The organism is Streptomyces sp. NPDC020996 (assembly GCF_040641355.1).
In the GTDB taxonomy this organism is placed as follows: domain Bacteria; phylum Actinomycetota; class Actinomycetes; order Streptomycetales; family Streptomycetaceae; genus Streptomyces.
This window is the reverse complement of the sequence record NZ_JBFADM010000024.1, coordinates 83,719-100,359: the sequence shown is the minus strand read 5'-3', so window position 1 is coordinate 100,359 and position 16,641 is coordinate 83,719. Positions and strand designations below refer to the sequence as shown.

17 protein-coding genes and 1 riboswitch are annotated in these 16,641 nt (G+C 71.3%); of the genes, 9 read left to right on the top strand and 8 right to left on the bottom strand.

The features are described 5' to 3' along the window. On the top strand, positions 1 to 267 hold a 267-nt coding region (locus AB0G63_RS18740; RefSeq protein WP_360751192.1), incomplete at its 5' end, for a hypothetical protein. A 334-nt stretch (positions 268 to 601) separates the two neighbouring features. Here the strand turns inward: AB0G63_RS18740 and AB0G63_RS18735 are convergent. After that, on the bottom strand, positions 602 to 991 hold the full coding sequence (locus AB0G63_RS18735) for a chorismate mutase (protein ID WP_360751190.1): 390 nt from the start codon (positions 989 to 991) through the stop codon (positions 602 to 604). A 366-nt stretch (positions 992 to 1,357) separates the two neighbouring features. On the opposite strand from AB0G63_RS18735, the gene guaA reads away from it, so the two are divergent. After that, positions 1,358 to 2,935 (top strand): glutamine-hydrolyzing GMP synthase, encoded by a 1,578-nt coding sequence (guaA, locus tag AB0G63_RS18730; protein ID WP_324789097.1) that lies wholly within the window; start codon positions 1,358 to 1,360, stop codon positions 2,933 to 2,935. A 17-nt stretch (positions 2,936 to 2,952) separates the two neighbouring features. On the opposite strand, the gene AB0G63_RS18725 is transcribed toward guaA, so the two are convergent. Next, complete coding sequence (locus AB0G63_RS18725) at positions 2,953 to 3,426, bottom strand: pyridoxamine 5'-phosphate oxidase family protein (RefSeq protein WP_360751188.1); 474 nt, start codon at positions 3,424 to 3,426, stop codon at positions 2,953 to 2,955. A gap of 257 nt (positions 3,427 to 3,683) precedes the next feature. Here AB0G63_RS18725 and AB0G63_RS18720 point away from each other — a divergent pair, with 257 nt between their 5' ends. Continuing rightward, positions 3,684 to 4,487, top strand: coding sequence for a class II aldolase/adducin family protein (locus AB0G63_RS18720; protein ID WP_360751186.1), 804 nt, complete (start codon positions 3,684 to 3,686; stop codon positions 4,485 to 4,487). 146 nt (positions 4,488 to 4,633) lie between these two features. Here the strand turns inward: AB0G63_RS18720 and AB0G63_RS18715 are convergent, their stop codons facing one another. Next, complete coding sequence (locus AB0G63_RS18715; protein ID WP_360751184.1) at positions 4,634 to 5,521, bottom strand: DUF4429 domain-containing protein; 888 nt, start codon at positions 5,519 to 5,521, stop codon at positions 4,634 to 4,636. Positions 5,522 to 5,709: 188 nt separating this feature from the next. Here AB0G63_RS18715 and AB0G63_RS18710 point away from each other — a divergent pair, with 188 nt between their 5' ends. Next, positions 5,710 to 6,999, top strand: a complete 1,290-nt coding sequence (locus tag AB0G63_RS18710; protein WP_360751182.1) for a hypothetical protein — start codon at positions 5,710 to 5,712, stop codon at positions 6,997 to 6,999. Between the two features lie 472 nt (positions 7,000 to 7,471). Here AB0G63_RS18710 and AB0G63_RS18705 read toward each other — a convergent pair whose 3' ends face one another. Together AB0G63_RS18705 and AB0G63_RS18700 are read right to left on the bottom strand one after the other, a co-directional pair. Then, entirely contained in the window at positions 7,472 to 7,720 is a 249-nt protein-coding gene (locus AB0G63_RS18705; protein ID WP_360751180.1) for a hypothetical protein, read from the bottom strand. Further along, positions 7,707 to 9,236, bottom strand: coding sequence for a PspC domain-containing protein (locus AB0G63_RS18700; RefSeq protein WP_360751178.1), 1,530 nt, complete (start codon positions 9,234 to 9,236; stop codon positions 7,707 to 7,709). The genes AB0G63_RS18705 and AB0G63_RS18700 overlap by 14 nt, the downstream gene beginning before the upstream one ends. A gap of 179 nt (positions 9,237 to 9,415) precedes the next feature. Here AB0G63_RS18700 and AB0G63_RS18695 point away from each other — a divergent pair, with 179 nt between their 5' ends. After that, positions 9,416 to 10,714 (top strand): PspC domain-containing protein, encoded by a 1,299-nt coding sequence (locus AB0G63_RS18695; RefSeq protein WP_360751176.1) that lies wholly within the window; start codon positions 9,416 to 9,418, stop codon positions 10,712 to 10,714. Continuing rightward, positions 10,711 to 11,433, top strand: a complete 723-nt coding sequence (locus AB0G63_RS18690) for a response regulator transcription factor (RefSeq protein ID WP_360751174.1) — start codon at positions 10,711 to 10,713, stop codon at positions 11,431 to 11,433. Before AB0G63_RS18695 ends, AB0G63_RS18690 begins: the two co-directional genes overlap by 4 nt. Positions 11,434 to 11,495: 62 nt before the next feature. Here AB0G63_RS18690 and AB0G63_RS18685 read toward each other — a convergent pair whose 3' ends face one another. Both AB0G63_RS18685 and AB0G63_RS18680 read right to left on the bottom strand, forming a co-directional pair. Beyond that, the gene (locus tag AB0G63_RS18685; protein ID WP_360751172.1) at positions 11,496 to 13,040 is read right to left on the bottom strand and encodes a protein kinase; all 1,545 of its coding nucleotides are present in this window, start codon (positions 13,038 to 13,040) and stop codon (positions 11,496 to 11,498) included. A 74-nt stretch (positions 13,041 to 13,114) separates the two neighbouring features. Further along, positions 13,115 to 13,558 (bottom strand): ATP-binding protein, encoded by a 444-nt coding sequence (locus AB0G63_RS18680; protein ID WP_360751169.1) that lies wholly within the window; start codon positions 13,556 to 13,558, stop codon positions 13,115 to 13,117. Between the two features lie 130 nt (positions 13,559 to 13,688). On the opposite strand from AB0G63_RS18680, the gene AB0G63_RS18675 reads away from it, so the two are divergent. From AB0G63_RS18675 to AB0G63_RS18665, 3 genes are all read left to right on the top strand, one after another. After that, positions 13,689 to 14,501, top strand: coding sequence for a helix-turn-helix transcriptional regulator (locus AB0G63_RS18675; RefSeq protein WP_351888260.1), 813 nt, complete (start codon positions 13,689 to 13,691; stop codon positions 14,499 to 14,501). Beyond that, a complete protein-coding gene (locus tag AB0G63_RS18670) occupies positions 14,498 to 14,746 on the top strand; it encodes a DUF397 domain-containing protein (RefSeq protein ID WP_360751167.1) in 249 nt (82 codons plus the stop codon). The genes AB0G63_RS18675 and AB0G63_RS18670 overlap by 4 nt, the downstream gene beginning before the upstream one ends. Before the next feature lie 95 nt (positions 14,747 to 14,841). Further along, entirely contained in the window at positions 14,842 to 15,195 is a 354-nt protein-coding gene (locus AB0G63_RS18665; protein ID WP_360751165.1) for a hypothetical protein, read from the top strand. Between the two features lie 21 nt (positions 15,196 to 15,216). Here the strand turns inward: AB0G63_RS18665 and AB0G63_RS18660 are convergent, their stop codons facing one another. Continuing rightward, complete coding sequence (locus tag AB0G63_RS18660) at positions 15,217 to 16,374, bottom strand: NlpC/P60 family protein (protein WP_360751162.1); 1,158 nt, start codon at positions 16,372 to 16,374, stop codon at positions 15,217 to 15,219. A 7-nt stretch (positions 16,375 to 16,381) separates the two neighbouring features. Continuing rightward, a riboswitch (cyclic di-AMP (ydaO/yuaA leader) is annotated at positions 16,382 to 16,552 on the bottom strand. Between the last annotated feature and the right edge of the window lie 89 nt (positions 16,553 to 16,641).

Sequence of the window (16,641 nt, the reverse complement as noted above, 5' to 3'; positions counted from 1 at the left end):
AGGCGGCCTTTTCCCCCTGACCACCTGACCGCGGCCCTCACCGACGGACTCCGCGAGATCACCGCGCGCCTGTTACCCACCCGCCGCAGACGCTCCAACCCACGCGTCGTCAAACGCAAGATGTCCAACTTCGGCGTCAAACGGGACGAGCACTACTCCTGGCCTCAGCCCGCCCGGGACCCAGCAGACGACGTGGCCATCGCCCCGCACTGGCGCACCGCCCCGATCAGCCCGTCAACAAAGACACCCGCGAAGCCAGGCCACTAAGTCACTGGTATTGGGGCTTGCCTGCATCCTGCTCGCCGGACGCGTCCCCCGCAACCGTTTCACCCGGAGTTGTGTGTTTTCGCAGGTTCCGCCGGTCGGCTCCGGGCGTCCCCGGAGCCGACCGTTCTCAAGAGTGACCGGGCTGCTGTCCCCTGCCGTCCGGTCACGAATCCGGAGCGAGGTCCCACGACGCGCGGCACTATCCGCACGTCTCATCGCTCCGGCGAGCCACGCGTGGTTCTTTCGGGCCCGCCCCTGGCTGGCACGGACACCACCACAAACGACGCCGCCCGCGAGGCGGTCACGCACCGTACGGGTGAGAGCAGGGGCGAACTCAGATGCGACCGCGGCACAGTTCGAGGAGCGTCATGGCCAGGGAAGTGCCCGGCTTGCCCAGGGCCTCCCTGTAGCGGCCGAGCACCTCCATCTCCCGGGAGAGGTTCACGCGCCGCCCGCCGGAGGTGATCCGGGCTTCCTGGATGACGGCCGAGACGGCCATGCGTTCCTGGATCAGGCCGATGATCCGGTCGTCGAGCGCGTCGATGCGCTCACGGGCGCCGATGATCACGTCGGCGGCCTCGGGGGTGCGGGCGCCGGTCAGGTCGGCGGGGGTGGAACCGGTGGGGGTGGGGGTCGTGCGGGCGGCCGTGCTGTTGGTGGGGGCGCCGGGGGTGGTGGTTCCGGGCGTGGTGGTTCCGGGGGTGGTCGTGCCGGTGGCGGTCATGTCGGGGGGCTCCTCGTCGTGAGGGTGGGGTGCCCCGGAGCGGCAGGGCCCGGAAACGCCAGACGCCCCGGACCTTGTCGGCCCGGGGCGCCTGGGAAGTCGCTTGTCAGTTGCTCAAGCAGCACGACCATGGCAGCCGGTGGGCCGGTTGCCATAGGTAAAGACGAAGGTCGGGTGCGTGAGCATGGGGCCAGTATGCCGGGCGGGGCGGCGGTGTCCAAGACGGTTCGCATGCTGAGACCGGGCTTGTCCCGGAAGGGAACCGGGCCCGTCCCGGAAGGGGACCGGACTCGTCCCGGAAGGGGCGCCGCGGGGCCCGGTAGACTCGGACCCACACACACCTCGCTCACCGCCGGAAGGCAACCCGTGTCATCAGCGACCCCCGCCGCCGCCCCCGACACCGTCCTGGTCGTCGACTTCGGCGCGCAGTACGCCCAGCTCATCGCCCGTCGAGTCCGCGAGGCCCGGGTCTACAGCGAGATCGTGCCGAGCACCATGCCGGTGGCGGAGATGCTCGCGAAGAACCCGGCGGCGATCATCCTCTCCGGCGGCCCCTCGTCCGTGTACGAGGAGGGCGCCCCCCGCCTGGACCGCGCGATCTTCGACTCCGGCGTCCCGGTCTTCGGCATGTGCTACGGCTTCCAGCTGATGGCACAGGCGCTCGGCGGCACCGTGGACAACACCGGCGCCCGCGAGTACGGCCGGACCGACCTGCACGTCTCCAAGCCGTCCTCCACCCTCTTCGAGGGCACCCCGGCCGAGCAGCACGTGTGGATGTCGCACGGCGACGCCTGCTCCGCCGCGCCCGAGGGCTTCACCGTCACGGCGTCCACCGACGTCGTACCGGTCGCCGCCTTCGAGAACGACGAGAAGAAGCTGTACGGCGTCCAGTACCACCCCGAGGTCATGCACTCCACGCACGGCCAGCAGGTGCTGGAGCACTTCCTCTACCGCGGCGCGGGCCTGAGCCCGGACTGGACCACCGGCAACGTCATCGAGGAGCAGGTCGCCGCCATCCGCGAGCTCGTCGGCGACAAGCGCGCGATCTGCGGCCTGTCCGGCGGCGTGGACTCCGCGGTGGCCGCCGCGCTCGTCCAGAAGGCCATCGGCTCCCAGCTGACCTGCGTGTACGTCGACCACGGCCTGATGCGCAAGGGCGAGACCGAGCAGGTCGAGAAGGACTTCGTCGCCGCGACCGGCGTCCAGCTGAAGGTCGTCGACGCCGAGGAGCGCTTCCTCACCGCGCTCAAGGGGGTCTCCGACCCCGAGGAGAAGCGGAAGATCATCGGACGCGAGTTCATCCGCGTCTTCGAGCAGGCGCAGGCCGAGATCATCGCGGACGAGGGCCCCGCGGTCGAGTTCCTCGTCCAGGGCACGCTCTACCCGGACGTGGTCGAGTCCGGCGGCGGCACCGGCACCGCCAACATCAAGTCGCACCACAACGTCGGCGGCCTCCCCGAGGACCTCGAGTTCAAGCTCGTGGAGCCGCTGCGCAAGCTGTTCAAGGACGAGGTCCGGATGGTCGGCCAGGAACTGGGCCTGCCGGAGGAGATCGTCCAGCGGCAGCCGTTCCCCGGCCCCGGCCTCGGCATCCGCATCGTCGGCGAGGTCACCAAGGAGCGGCTGGACCTGCTGCGCGAGGCCGACGCCATCGCCCGCGAGGAACTGACCGCGGCCGGCCTCGACCGGGACATCTGGCAGTGCCCGGTGGTGCTGCTCGCCGACGTCCGCAGCGTCGGCGTCCAGGGCGACGGCCGCACCTACGGCCACCCGATCGTCCTGCGGCCCGTCTCCTCCGAGGACGCCATGACCGCCGACTGGTCGCGGCTGCCGTACGACGTCCTCGCGAAGATCTCCACCCGGATCACCAACGAGGTCAAGGACGTCAACCGCGTCGTCCTCGACGTGACCTCGAAGCCGCCGGGCACCATCGAGTGGGAGTGACCGAGTGACCTCCCCGGTCAGGTCCGTCTGAGGGTGCGCACCGGCTCTCCGGGCTTCCAGACCTCGACGACCAGGTACGTGTCGGCCTCGACGTAGGTCCGCACGACCTCCGTCAGCTCGGTGCGGAAGAGGTGGAACGGCTCAGGCGGTTCCACCTCTTTCACGTACGCCGCCTTCGCCGCCGGATCGTCCACCTCGATCGCGCGGCCGCCGATCCGCACGTCACCGCCGCCCATCGACGTCCCCTCGCCCGGGTTCGCCTGGAGCGCGAAGCGCGGGTCGCGGCGCAGGTCGAGCGCCTTGAGCGAGTCCGGCATCATGCCGAACCACAGCTCGCCGTGCAGGAAGCGCACCTCCAGGCCGGTGGTGCGCGGCGACCCGTCCCTGCGCAGGGTGGCCAGGACGTGGTGGGTGAAGGCTCCGAAACGCTCCTCTACCAGGGAGGCGAGCGCGGGTTCGGCGGCGCTGAAGGCGCCCCAGTTCGCTGTCATACGGCGAGTCTGACGCCGATACCCGACACCTTCTGTCTGCTTTTCCGGCGGCGCGTCCAAGGATGCGTCCAACGGTGCGTCCAACGGTGCGTCCAAGGGTGCGTCCAAGGGTGCATCCAACTGTGCGGCGCCGGTCGCCGGCCGGATCCGCGAAGCCCTGGAACGGTTGAGCGCTCATCTTTACAGAACATCTCTGTTCTCCTGGGCTGACCGAGGGTAACTTCCGCCCCGTAACGCACCCCAGTGCTGGAGGACACATGCACGGGACGCCCGGGCCCACTCCGCCCCCCGCTCTCCCGACCGACCGGCTGCGGTTCGCCATGCCGCCCATGCACGAATCGGTCGAGGACGAACGCCGGCACCGCAAGGAACGGCTCGCGGGCGCGCTGCGGATCTTCGGGCGGCTCGGATTCGAGGACGGGGTCTCGGGCCACATCACCGCCCGCGACCCCGAGTACAGCACCTGCTTCTGGGTCAACCCGTTCGGGATCCCGTTCAAGCACGTCACGGTGAGCGACCTGGTGCTCGCCAACTCGGACGGCCAGGTGATCGAGGGCCGCTACCACGTCAACCAGGCCGCCTTCACCGTGCACGCCCAGGTCCACGCCGCCCGCCCCGACGTCGTGGCCGTGGCGCACTGCCACTCGGTGGGCGGCCGGGCCCTGTCCGCGCTCGGCGACCTGCTGGACCCCATCACCCAGGAAAGCTGCGCCTTCTACGAGGACCACGCCCTCTACGACGCCTACACCGGCGTCGCCGTCGACGCCGAGGAGGGCCGGCGCATCGCCACCGCGCTCGGCTCGCGCAAGGCGCTTGTGCTGCGCAACCACGGCCTGCTTACCGTCGGCGACTCGGTGGACGCGGCGGCCTGGTGGTTCGTGTCCATGGAACGCTCCTGCCAGGTGCAGCTGGCGGCGAAGGCGGCCGGCCGGCCACTCCTCATCGATCACAAACTGGCCACGGCGACCCGCGAACAGCTCGGCGGCGACCTGGTGGCGTGGATCAACTACCAGCCGATGTGGCAGGACATCAGCCGCAGCGAACCCGACCTGCTGACCTGAACCCGGCCTGCTGACCTGAACCCGGCGGTGACCGCCCGCTGAGCCGGCCGGTGCGGGCATGACGGGCCGGTGCGGGCATGACGGGCCGGTACGGGCATGACGGGCCGGTACGGGCATGACGGGCGTGCGGGCATGGCGGGCCGGTCCTAGAAACCGCGCAGCACCGCGGCCTTCGTCGTCGCGAACTCCTCGTCCGTCAGCACCCCGTCCCGGTGCAGTTCGCCCAGCTCCCGCAGCCTGCGCAGGAGTACGTCGTGATGGTCGGCGGCCCCCGGGACGGCGGCGGCGGTGAGCTGCGGCCGGTCGGCGTGGTCCACACCCGTGCGGATGGACGGATGCGGCAGCCGCGCGGTCACCGCGGTGGCGACCAGTGCGGTCAGCAGATCGCGGCGGGCACTGCCCCACAGATCCAGGGCGTACGGATCCTTCTCCGGCGGCAGCTTGGAGAAGACCGTCTCGCGGGTCACGAACCGCAGGAAGCCGTCCTCGTAACCGGAGTTCGGCAGCCACTCCACCTGCACCAGGTCGCCCATGCCGATGATCCGCGGCCCGGTCGCCCGCTTGACCCGGTCGGAGGTGTCGGACCAGTCGATCCGCACCTGGGCGCCGTCGAAGGAGACGGTGCCGTCGGAGGAACGGACCGAGACCGGCACCGGCGGCCCGGGCAGCAGGTACGCCTTCGTCGGCTCCTTGGGGATCTGGTCCAGCAGCAGCGCGTGACGGATCTCCTCCGCGACGTACTCGGCCACCCCGCCACGGTCGGCGTCCACCAGCAGCCGGTAAGGGTCGGCCGGCTCGGGCAGTCTGCCGCCGGTCGCCTGCAGCAACGGGTCGGCCCCCTCACGCAGCCGCATCCGCAGCCGCCCGCGCTTGCGCTCCGGCTCGAAGACGACCCCCGAGACGGCCTCGAGGGGCACGGCGATCTCCCCGTACGTCTGCCGGAACAGGGGCACGGAGCGGTGCAGGCCCGGCGTGATTCTGACCGTGGTGCCGTCGAAGGCCCAGGTCCCGTCCCGCTGGATGATCTCGGCCATAGGGAAATTCTCGCAGCCGGGTCAACACGGCCGCCCGCCCGTCACCCCGCGCTCACCGGACCTGCCGGATGCGGGACGTGTCACATAGGGCACAATGCGCTTTCATCACACCGGAGTCGAAGGACAGCGGCCCACTGCCGGATAGGGGCCGCCGGTCGTCGGGCACGTGGGGAAGGCGGGCGTCGGGCGTGGCGGTGCAGGAGGCGAGGGGCGGCGCGGGCGCGGGCGCGCGCGGAGGTGCCCACGGGGGCGGCTGCACATGCGGGGACTGCCCGCACGGGGCACGCGAGGGACATCGGCGGGCCGTCGCCGCGTTCCTGGTCCAGCGCGACGAGTTCGCCGCCGGACAGGGGCTGCCCGCCGCGGTCGCCCACTCGGCCTCGGCCTCCCGCCAGTGGGTCTCGGAGGAACTCGCCCAGTCCGCGGGACTCGTCGCCGAGCGCGGCCGCGCCGAGGGCGAGGCATGGCTGGCACGGCTGTGGCGGCGGACGGTGTGCGTGGTGTGGGCGCTGGTGTTCGTCCTGCTCCTGTGCCAGTCCCTCACCGCGATCGGCCCCGGCTGGACGTCGGCCCGGACGGCCGGTCTGCTGGCCGCGCTGCTGGTGGCCGCTGCGCTGACGGCCGCGTCGTGGTTCCACCGCGCGCGGGGCGGTGCGCTGGCCCCGGTGATCGGTGAGGACAACCGGCTGTCCACCTCCCGCACGGTCGCGGCGGCGTGGGTGCTCTTCGTCGCCTACGCCGTGCTGGTGCTGGCGGGGCGTCTCGCCGCGGCCTCCGACCACACGGAACGCGACGCGCTGATCTCGGGGCTGGACCTCGCCCGTGGGGCCGGTGTGGTGACCGTCCTCGCGGTGGTGTGCGGGATCGCCGTGCTGGTGCGGCGGGTGGTCGGGCTGCGGGTGCTCGGGCAACGGCTGCAGAAGGTACGTGCCGACCGGCCCAGAGCGGCCGACCTGCTGACGGACGACGCGGGCCGGGGGACCTTCGCTGACATCCAGTACGTCGTGATCAGCGCGGTCGCCCTGCTGTTCGGCGTGGTCCGGCTGGCGCGGCGGCCGGACCAGCTGCCGGACCTGCCCTGGGGGCTCGGAGTGGTGGTGCTGGTGTCGGCGGCGACGTACGTGGCCGGGAAGTACGCCGAGGGAGGCCGGCCGGTCATCCTCTCCGTGGTGCGCGCCCGCGAGGCCGGCGACCTCGACGCGCCGATCCGGACCGGCGACGACATCGAGATCCGCGGTGCCGGTTTCGTCCCGCCGGGCGCCGGGTCCGCCGACCGGCTGGCGCGGATGGTCGTGCGCGTCGGCGCGGTGCACGTCCATGTGCCGCTGGTCCCCGTGACCGGCGGTTTCAGCAACCCGACGGACGCGGTCCTGACGGTGCCGGTACCGGCGGACGTGGAGCCCGGGAGGGTGGAGGTCCAGGTCGTCACCGCGGCCGGGGTGGAGACCAACCGGTACACGATCGAGGTGACGGACTGACCGGCTGACCGACGGCCGGACTGCCCGGCTGACCGGCTGACCGGCTGCTGGGACGACCCGTCGGCGGGCGGGCGGCGACGCACCGGCGGACGACGGACCAGCGGCGACGGGGCCTGGCAAGCGACGGCCTGGCAGACGACGGGCTGGCAGGCGACAGCCTGGTGGACGACGGGCTGGTGGCGACGCCTGGCAGGCAACAGCCGGGCGGACAACGGCCTGGCAGACGACGGGCTGGCAGACGACAGCCTGGTGGACGACGGGCTGGTGGCGACGCCTGGCAGGCAACAGCCGGGCGGACAACGGCCGGGCGGACGACGGACTGGCGGACGACGGACTGGCGGACGACGGACTGGCGGACGACGGCCCGACGGTGACGGCGACTGGCGGGAGCCGCCACCCGGTACGCCGCGCGGTGACGGCGGTGGTCGGAGAGGTACCGGTGGCTCCCTGCTCGCACCCGACGGCGTCCGGGTCAGACCTCGGCGTCCGGCCGCGCCCCCGCCGAGCCCTCGCGCTCGCGCGCCGCTCTGCGGCGCCGACGCACGGACCGGGCCAGCAGGCCCACCGCGCCGGCCAGGAACAGGCCGACTGTGACGACCGGGATAGCCACGAACCACGGTGCCTCCCAGGCGCCGCCCGCGTCCCCGGCGTAGATGACCCCGGCGAGGGCGAGGAACAGGCCGGCGACCAGCTTCCCGGGCTGGAACTCATGACGCAGCACGGCTGACCTCCGCCTGTCCCAGGCCGACCTGGAGATCCAGGTCGAGCGTGCCGGTGCTCTTGCCACCCCTCGTCGGCGGCAGGGTTACGTCCTGGTGCTTGCCCGGCTCCACGTCCACGTCCTTCTGATCGTCACCCGGCAACTGGATGTCGCCCACGCCCACGTCGATGCTCAGCCGCACGGTCACGTCCCGCGGCACGATCACCTTGAGCCGGCCCATACCGACTTCGGCGTTCGTGCTCACTGTCTGCCCCTTGGCCACGTGCAGCCGGGTCAGGTCCAGGGTGCCGACGCCGCTGCCGAGGTCGTACGTCGGCCGTACGTCGGCCACCGCGGTCGGCTGCCAGGTGGTGCGCGTCCAGTGCGTGCCGATGTCGCCGGGCAGGGCCGCCGATCCGACGAGCAGCCCGGCCGTGATCACCGCCAGCAGGACCGAGCCGGCACCGGTGCGCCCCAGGAAGGCACTGATCGCTATGCCTAGGCCGAAGACGACGAGCGCGCAGGACAGGCCGGTCTGCAGGCTGGTGCCGAGAGGATGGTCGTCCCACGTCAGACGCGTGCCCAGGCCCCCCGCGAGCAGGGCGAGCAGGAAGACCCAGCCGCCTGTCCAGCGCGGCCCGCGCGGCCGGGGCGTTGCCGGGGGGCGCGGGGTGCGTATGTCCGCGCGGTTGTGCCAGTAGTTGCCCAGGCCGATGTTGACCGCGGCCGCGATGTCCCGGTCGCGGGAGTCCTGGGGCCCCCACAGGTATCCGGTGCCCCCCACGTGCGTGCCGTCCTTGACGATGGGGTCGCGCCACCAGGAGGGGTACGCGGCGGGAACCGGCGGCGCCTTGGCCTCCGGCGGGGCGTCGGCGACGGCCTGGGCGGCCAGCGGGTCGGGGTCGGGGGTGTCGCGCTGCCGCGACCAGTACCCGGCGCCCGCCAGCAGGAGGGAGAGGACGACGGCGAAGGCCAGCACGCCCCCGTTCTTCAGCATCGACAGGAACACGCCGCAGCCGACCAGCGCGAACAGTACGGCCGCCAGCGCCGCCCCGTCGACGCGGCCGGTCAGCAGCTTGCGGACCTCGTTCTCGTCCTCGTCCTCGTACGGGACGAACAGCCACGCGAAGCCGTAGAAGATCAGGCCGAGCCCACCGGTCGCGGAGAGCACCACGAGCGTGATCCGGAATATCACCGGATCCATGTCGCACTGCCGCCCTAGCCCGGCGCACACCCCGCCGAGCATCTTGTACCGCCGGTCCCGCCGGAGCGGCATGGGCGCCGGTGCCGGGTCCCCCTCTCTCTGCGTGCCCGCGCCCGCCCGCGTGCCCGCGCCGGGGTCCGTGTGGCCGCCCGCACCGGTGGGGGAGGCGGACCCGGGACCCGAGGGCCCGGGCCCCGCGGTGGCCGTGGATGCGGCGTCCGCGGCGTCCGCGGCGGGCGCGGCGGGCGCGGCATCCTGCGGCCCGGCGCCTGGAGCGGGGCGCGGGCCGGAGCCGGGTCCCGGACCCGTCGCGGCGCGCTCGTGTTCTGTCATGACTCCATGGTGACGGCCGGGCCGCCGCCGCGGCAGTCGGAACGACCCTGGCCGGACCCTGAAATCGCCCCTGACCCGGCGCCCGGGAAACGTTCGACGGACCGGGCGGGCGAAGATCAGGGGAGTCTCCGGGGCCGACCCTGATGCCCGGGCCAGCCCGCCGTGTGACCATCGTTGGCATGCCGGAAGCCGCAGCAGCGCCACTCGTCGAACCGCGGCCGCCGCGCAAGCTCTACCGCAGCAGTGACGGACGCTGGCTCGGTGGTGTGGCGCGGGGGCTCGCCGGGCATCTCGGCCTGCCCGTGATCTGGGTGCGGCTCGTCTTCGTCGGCCTGTTCATGGGGGACGGCCTGGGCGCGCTGCTGTACGCGGCGTTCTGGTTCTTCGTACCCCTCGGCGTCGGCGGTGTCGGCGGGGCCGGCGGCCTGAAGCCGTCCCTCGTCAGCACCGAGACCTCGCCGGACGGCCGGCGCCGGCTCGTGGCGCGCAGACCGGACAAGGGCCAGATCGTCGCCCTGCTTCTCATGGTCGTGCTGGCCATGGTCTTCGTGAGCAATGTGCAGCTGGGCGGCGCGGCCAAGGCGTACCTCTGGCCCGCGGTGCTCGTCGGCGCGGGCGTCGCGCTGGTCTGGCGCCAGGCGGACAACGCCCGCCGGGCACGCTGGATGGAGGTCGGCCGCCGCCGGCGGACCCTCACCCTGCTGCGGTCCGCGGGCGGTGTCCTCCTCGTCACCGCCGGTGTCACCGGCATCTTCGTCCTGCAGGGCTCCGCCGCCCACCTCGGCTCCGTCCTCCAGGCCGCCCTCGCCGTCCTCGTCGGCATAACGCTCCTCGCGGGGCCGTACCTCGTCCGCATGACGCAGGACCTGTCCGAGGAACGCCTGATGCGCATCCGCGCCCAGGAACGCGCCGAAGTCGCCGCCCACGTGCACGACTCGGTGCTGCACACCCTGACCCTGATCCAGCGCAACGCGGAGAACGCGGGAGAGGTCCGCCGCCTCGCCCGCGCCCAGGAGCGCGACCTGCGGACCTGGCTCTACAAACCCGAGGGCACCGGCAAGGACGAGGCCGACGAGCCCGACAACCTCGCCGACGCGGTCCGGCGCAACGCCGCCGAGGTCGAGGACAAGCACGGCGTCCCCATAGAGGTCGTCGTCGTCGGCGACTGCCCGCTCGACGACAAGACCGGAGCGCAGATGCAGGCCGCGCGTGAGGCAATGGTCAACGCCGCGAAGTACGGTGGCGAGGGCGGCGCCGTACAGGTCTACGCCGAAGTCGAGGGCAGCACGGTCTTCGTGTCCGTCCGGGACCGCGGCCCCGGCTTCGACCTCGACTCGATACCCGCCGACCGCATGGGTGTCAGAGAATCGATCATCGGCCGCATGGAGCGCAACGGCGGCACGGCGCGAGTGCGCGCGGTGCCGGGCGGCGGCACGGAGGTCGAACTGGAGATGGAGAGGGCGGAGAAGACGTCATGAGCGACCCGACCGAGGCGAACGCGGAGCCCATGGAACCGGCCGGCGACGGCGCGGGCAGGCGCCACGTGCGCGTGGTCCTCGTCGACGACCACCGCATGTTCCGTACGGGCGTGCAGGCCGAGATCGGCCAGACCGAGCAGACCGGCGTCGAAGTCGTCGGGGAGGCCGCGGACGTCGACCAGGCGGTCACCGTCATCACCGCGACCCGCCCCGAGGTCGTCCTCCTCGACGTCCACCTCCCGGGCGGCGGCGGAGTCGAAGTCCTGCGCCGTTGCGCCCCGTTGATGGCCGACGCCGAGCAGCCCGTACGCTTCCTCGCGCTGTCCGTCTCGGACGCGGCGGAGGACGTGATCGGCGTGATCCGCGGCGGCGCCCGCGGCTACGTCACCAAGACCATCACCGGCGCCGACCTCGTCGACTCGATCTTCCGCGTCCAGGAGGGCGACGCGGTCTTCTCCCCGCGCCTGGCCGGTTTCGTCCTCGACGCCTTCGCCTCCACCGACGCCCCGCCGGTCGACGAGGACCTCGACCGTCTCACCCAGCGCGAGCGCGAGGTGCTGCGCCTGATCGCCCGCGGCTACGCCTACAAGGAGATCGCCAAGCAACTGTTCATCTCCGTCAAGACGGTCGAGTCCCACGTCTCGGCGGTCCTGCGCAAGCTCCAGCTCTCCAACCGCCACGAACTGACCCGTTGGGCAACGGCACGACGGCTGGTGTGACCGTCCAGTGGGCGAGCCGACGGCCACCCCGCTGCCGAACCCCTTGGCGCACGCGTAGCGCCTCATCGAGATGCGGGTGCCGACTGCTCCCTGCGGGGGTCGGCTGCCGGGTTCTCTGCGTTCCGCTCGTCGTTGCGTGTCTCGCCGCGGTCTGTGCCTCGCGGTGGTTGGGTGCGTGACTTGAGCACGTGCGTGCCGACGGCGATCGTGACGCCCAGGAGCAGCGCGTAGAACACGCCGATCTTGCGGAGGTCGTCGAGGAAGAACCAGACGCAGGTGAGGCCGGTGAACCAGAAGGCGACGAGAGCGAACCCGCCCACACGCGCGTCGCGGTATCCGGCGACGAGACAGACGGTGGCGACCGCACCGAGGGTGAGCGCCAGGACGACGTAGTGGGTGTCCCAGCCGATGTACTGGCGGGCGAGACCCGACTGCACGGCCACCGCCTCGGCCACCGGGCCCCAGGCCACGGCGCAGGCAAGCCGTGCCGACCACAGCAGCAGCACTGATCCGAAGACCCCGGCGAGCAGGGCCACTTGGCGGAAGCGGTCGATCTCGATGGCATCGGTCGTGGAGACCATCACGGACAGCAGACAGCCGAGCAGCGCGAGCATGCCCTCGGCCGACGGCTGGACGACCACCCCCAGCCGGCGCCGGTTCGGGGAGGGGACCGGCGGGGCGCTTTCGGCGGAGGCCTGCGGAGCGACGGCCGGGCGCGTCATCGTCCTGGCCGCCGGATCGACCTCGGTGGGAGTCGGGGACACGGACGCGGGGGCGACCAGCGCGGCCTCGGTGAGCGAGGCCCTCATCGCGGCCGCGTCCGGGAAGCGGTCCTCTCGGCTCTTTCGCAGAGCGCGCAGAATGACCGTGTCCATTGCGGGAGGCAGCTCCGGCCGCAGGCAGGACGGCGCCACCGGCTCCGCGGCCAGGTGCTGGTGCATGACGGAGAACGGTGACTCGCCGGTGAACGGGGGGCGCCCCGTCACGAGTTCGTACAGCAGGCAGCCCACGGCGTACAGGTCCGTACGGTGGTCGGTCTCGTCCCCGACGATCTGCTCGGGTGACAGGTAAGCGGGTGTGCCGACCGCAACCCCGGTGCCGGTGAGGCGGGTCGCCACTTCGCTGAGTGCCTTGGCGATGCCGAAGTCGAGCACCTTGACCGTACCGCCGCGCGTGAGTATGACGTTGGCCGGTTTGATGTCCCGGTGCACGATGGCCTGCCGGTGGCTGTGTTCAAGAGCCTCCAGCACCTGTCCGGTGATGTCCACGGCCCGCGCGACCGGCATGGGGCCATCGCCCACCACGTCGCTCAGAGTCCGGCCTTTCACGTACTCCATCACCAGGTACGGCTCAGCGGAACCGTCTCCGGAGCCCTCACCCGCGTCGTGAACGGTGGCTATGCCGGGGTGGTTGAGCGCGGCGGCGGCATGCGCCTCTCGTCGGAACCGGGCGAGGAACTGGGGCTGCCGCGCCAGCTCCGCGGAGAGGGTCTTCACGGCGACCTCCCGGCGCAGCCGACGGTCGACCGCCCGGTACACAGTCCCCATGCCGCCTCGCCCGAGCTGCTCCACCAGCTCGTAGCGCTGCGCCAAGATCCTTCGCTCCACGCTTCCTCCATGAGCCGCCGACACCGGCCTGCGGGACGACCCTGCCACACGCCTGCCGGGCAGCAGCATGACCCTCAGCCTTGTGTGGTCTCCGTCAGGAGTTCGCACCACACTTCCTTGCCGATGCCGCACTCCCGCCTCTCGGCACCCCAGTCGTCCGCCAGTGCCGCCACCAGCGCGAGCCCCCGGCCCGACTCGTCGTCCAGCGATGCCAGGCCCGGCTCGGGGAGGGCGTCGTTCGCGTCGGTCACCGTGACGCGGACCCGGTCCTCCGTGACCAGGCAGCGGGCCCGGATTTCGCGGCCGGCCGGGACCCTCGCGTGGCGGTAGGCGTTCGTCATCAGCTCGCTCAGGAGGAGTTCCGCCGTGTCGGTCACGTCCTGTGGCAGCCCCCAGGAGGCCGCCTGCTCGCGGAACAGCGCACGTGCCCTGCCCACGCTGCGCGCGTGACGCGGCAGGCGCCACTCGATGTCCTTCGGGGCGGTCGTCGTGGGGAGTGGGGGCCACGGGGTCTGCATGCGCTGTTCACCCCTTGCGTGGAAGTTCCGAGGTTTGGCCAGATCACGGTCCCGTTCCGTGCGTAGCCTCGCGAGTAACGGCGCGGGTACGGTGCGTGGTCGTACCCGTCGTGGACCGGTGGAGGTGTGCGTGACGACCCAGGTGAACTCCCAGCCGCCGATCGCATGGCGTTACTGCGGCAGCCAGATCAAGTTGTGGCGCGCGGAAGCCGGCGTCGGCCGCGAGGCGCTGGCCAAGGAGGCCGGTTACGACTACGAGTACGTCAAGTCGATGGAGAACGGCCGCCGTCGGCCCACGCTGCGGTTCTTGCAGATCGCCGACCAGGTGTGTGGCGCGGGTGGGAAGCTGGTTGCGGCTCAGGAGTACCTGAAGCCGGAGCCGTTCCCGACGTTCTCGCAGGACTTCATCCGGTACGAGTCCGAGGCGATCTCCTTGAGTTGGTACGAACCGCTGCTCGTTCCGGGCCTGCTGCAGACGGAAGAGACCGCCCGCTCGCTGCTCAAGGCGCACTGGCCCCCGCTGGATGATGAAACGGTCGAGGAACGCGTGATGGCTCGGCTGAAGCGGCAGGACGTCCTCGCCCAGCAGACGAGATCGTTCAGCTTCGTGATCGGTGAATCGGCGCTGCGTAACGAGGTCGGAGGAACCGAAACTCACTTGTGTCAACTGCGCCATCTGTTGGCAGCATCCCGGCAGCGGAACATCACCGTGCAAGTGCTGCCTATTGCTGGTGCGCATCCGGGCCTCAACGGACCCCTGGTCTTGCTGGAAACGTCAGAGCACGAGCATCTTGGGTACGAAGAGGGACAGACAGCAGGCGTGCTCTACTCGGACCCGGACCGTGTCAGTATCGCTGCGCAGCGTCATGCGATGATCTTGCGTCAGGCGCTGAGTCTTTCGGAGTCCGTGAGATTCATCAGCGAGGTAGCGGAGGGGCGATGACGCAGAACCTGCGATGGTTCAAGTCCAGCTATAGCGGCACCGAGGGGGGAGCCTGCCTCGAAGTCGCTCCCGACTGGCGCAAGTCCAGCCACAGTGACAGTCAGGGCGGCGCCTGCGTCCAGATAGCCCCCTGCCCCCACACCGTCCACGTCCGGGACTCGAAGCTCGGCTCCCGGAGTCCCCGTTTGGCCGTCGCCGGGGCCGCCTGGGCCGCGTTCGTCGGGTACGCCCAGACCGGCGCCTGAGCTTCGAGCACCTCGCCGTGTTCGTGCGGTGACGGAGTGTGCGGAGGAGGGCCGGTGTCCGGTGGCGTCTGGGTCGCTGTCTAAGCTCCGGCCTCATGGACGTACTCATCCATTTCTTCGTCGGCCTGCACATCATCGGCATCGCCGCGCTGCTCGGCGGCTTCCTCACCCAGATGAAGGCGATGGGCCAGGGCACCGCACGCTTCGTGCCCTCGATGCTGCACGGTGCGCTGACCATGCTGATCACCGGCGTGGCCCTGGTCGGCATTCATCAGGCCCAGGGCCACGAGGTCAACAACATAAAGATCGGCGTGAAGCTCGCCGTCCTGGTCGTCATCCTCGCTCTGGTCTACGTCAAGCGGGACGACGAGAAGGTGGACAAGGGCCTGTTCGGCCTGGTGGGCGGGCTCACCATGACCAACATCTTCATCGCGGTGCTCTGGACCTGACCCGTCCTGTCCTGTCCTGTCTCAGGCCGGCCGGACCACGCTGTGGATGATCGACGCGCCGCCGTAGTAGACCGACTCCTCGCGGACGTACGCGCCCGGCTTCGGGGCGTGGATCATCATGCCGTTGCCGATGTAGAGGCCGACGTGGCTGATGTCGTCGTAGAAGAAGATCAGGTCGCCGGGCTGTGCGTCGGCGAGTGAGACGGTGGTGCCCGCGTTCACCTGGTCGTAGGTGGTGCGGGGGAGGGCCACGCCGGCGGCCTTCCAGGCGGCCTGGGTGAGGCCGGAGCAGTCGTAGGAGCCGGGGCCGGTGGCGCCCCAGACGTACGGCTTGCCGATCTGCGCGCGGGCGAAGGCGATCGCCTTCTCGGCCTTGGTGGCGTAGGACGAGTCGGTGGTCGAGCTTCCCGAGGTCGAAGTCGAGGTCGAGCCCGACGACGTGCTGCCGCTCTGCTCCTGCGCCTTCTGCTGCGCCGCCTGCTGTGCGGCCAGCTCGGCCGCCTGGCGCGCGGCCTCCTCCTGCTTCTTCTTCTCGATCGCCGCGAGCCGCGCCTTCTCCTCGGCGGTCAGCTTCGACAGGAGCTGACGCGCGTCGGAGAGCTTCTTCTGGACGGTGGACTTGGCCGCCTGGAGATCGCCCTGCGACTCGGTGAGCGTCTCGAGGCTCTTGGTCGCCTCCTGGCGCTTCTTCATCGTCGCGGACTGCTCGGTGACGTAGTCGTCGACGGCCTGCTTCTGCCGGCCGGTGAGCCGGCTCATCAGCTGGGTCTGGTCGAAGTAGTCCTGCGGCGAGTCCGCGAGCAGGAAGGTCGCGGTGTCGGGTGCGGCGGCGCCGGTGCGGTACTGGGCCGCGGCGAAGGAACCGAGTTCCTCCCGCGCCTCGTTCAGCTTCTGGGTGCGCTTGGCGACGTCGTCGAGGAGGGTGTCGACGCGCTTGCGCTGCTTCGACGTCTTCTCCTTCGCCGCGTTGTACTTCTCGGTCGCCGACTCGGCCTGGCGGTACAGGTCGTCGACCTTCTTCTCGACCTCCTCAAGGCTCGGCTTCCCGTCGGCGGCGGGGGCGGCGTTGGCCGACTGGGACAGCAGGGCCACGGAAGTGAGGGCGGCGGTGGCGAGGGCGGGGGTGCGGATGCCGGCCACGCGTGTACCCGCGGGGCGTGACTTGCGGTGCGACGCCAAGGGTGGCGACTCCTTCCATCTTCCGCCTACCGAGTTAGCTGTCGGGTTCGGGCGGGATGGTTCGGAAGGGTTGCCCTACGGCCTTCTCCCCGGGGGGAGGGGGCCGATTCACCCCAAGGTCGGTTGGGTCCCCGGCTCCGGAAGCGCGGCGGCGCGCCGGACTCGGCGGAGGCCGCACGGCCCGGCGACGTTCGCCGGTGGGGGTCGTTCGGCCTGCCCGGCACCGTAGCCAACTCGCGTGGCTCCTGTGAAGGTTGATGTTCGATA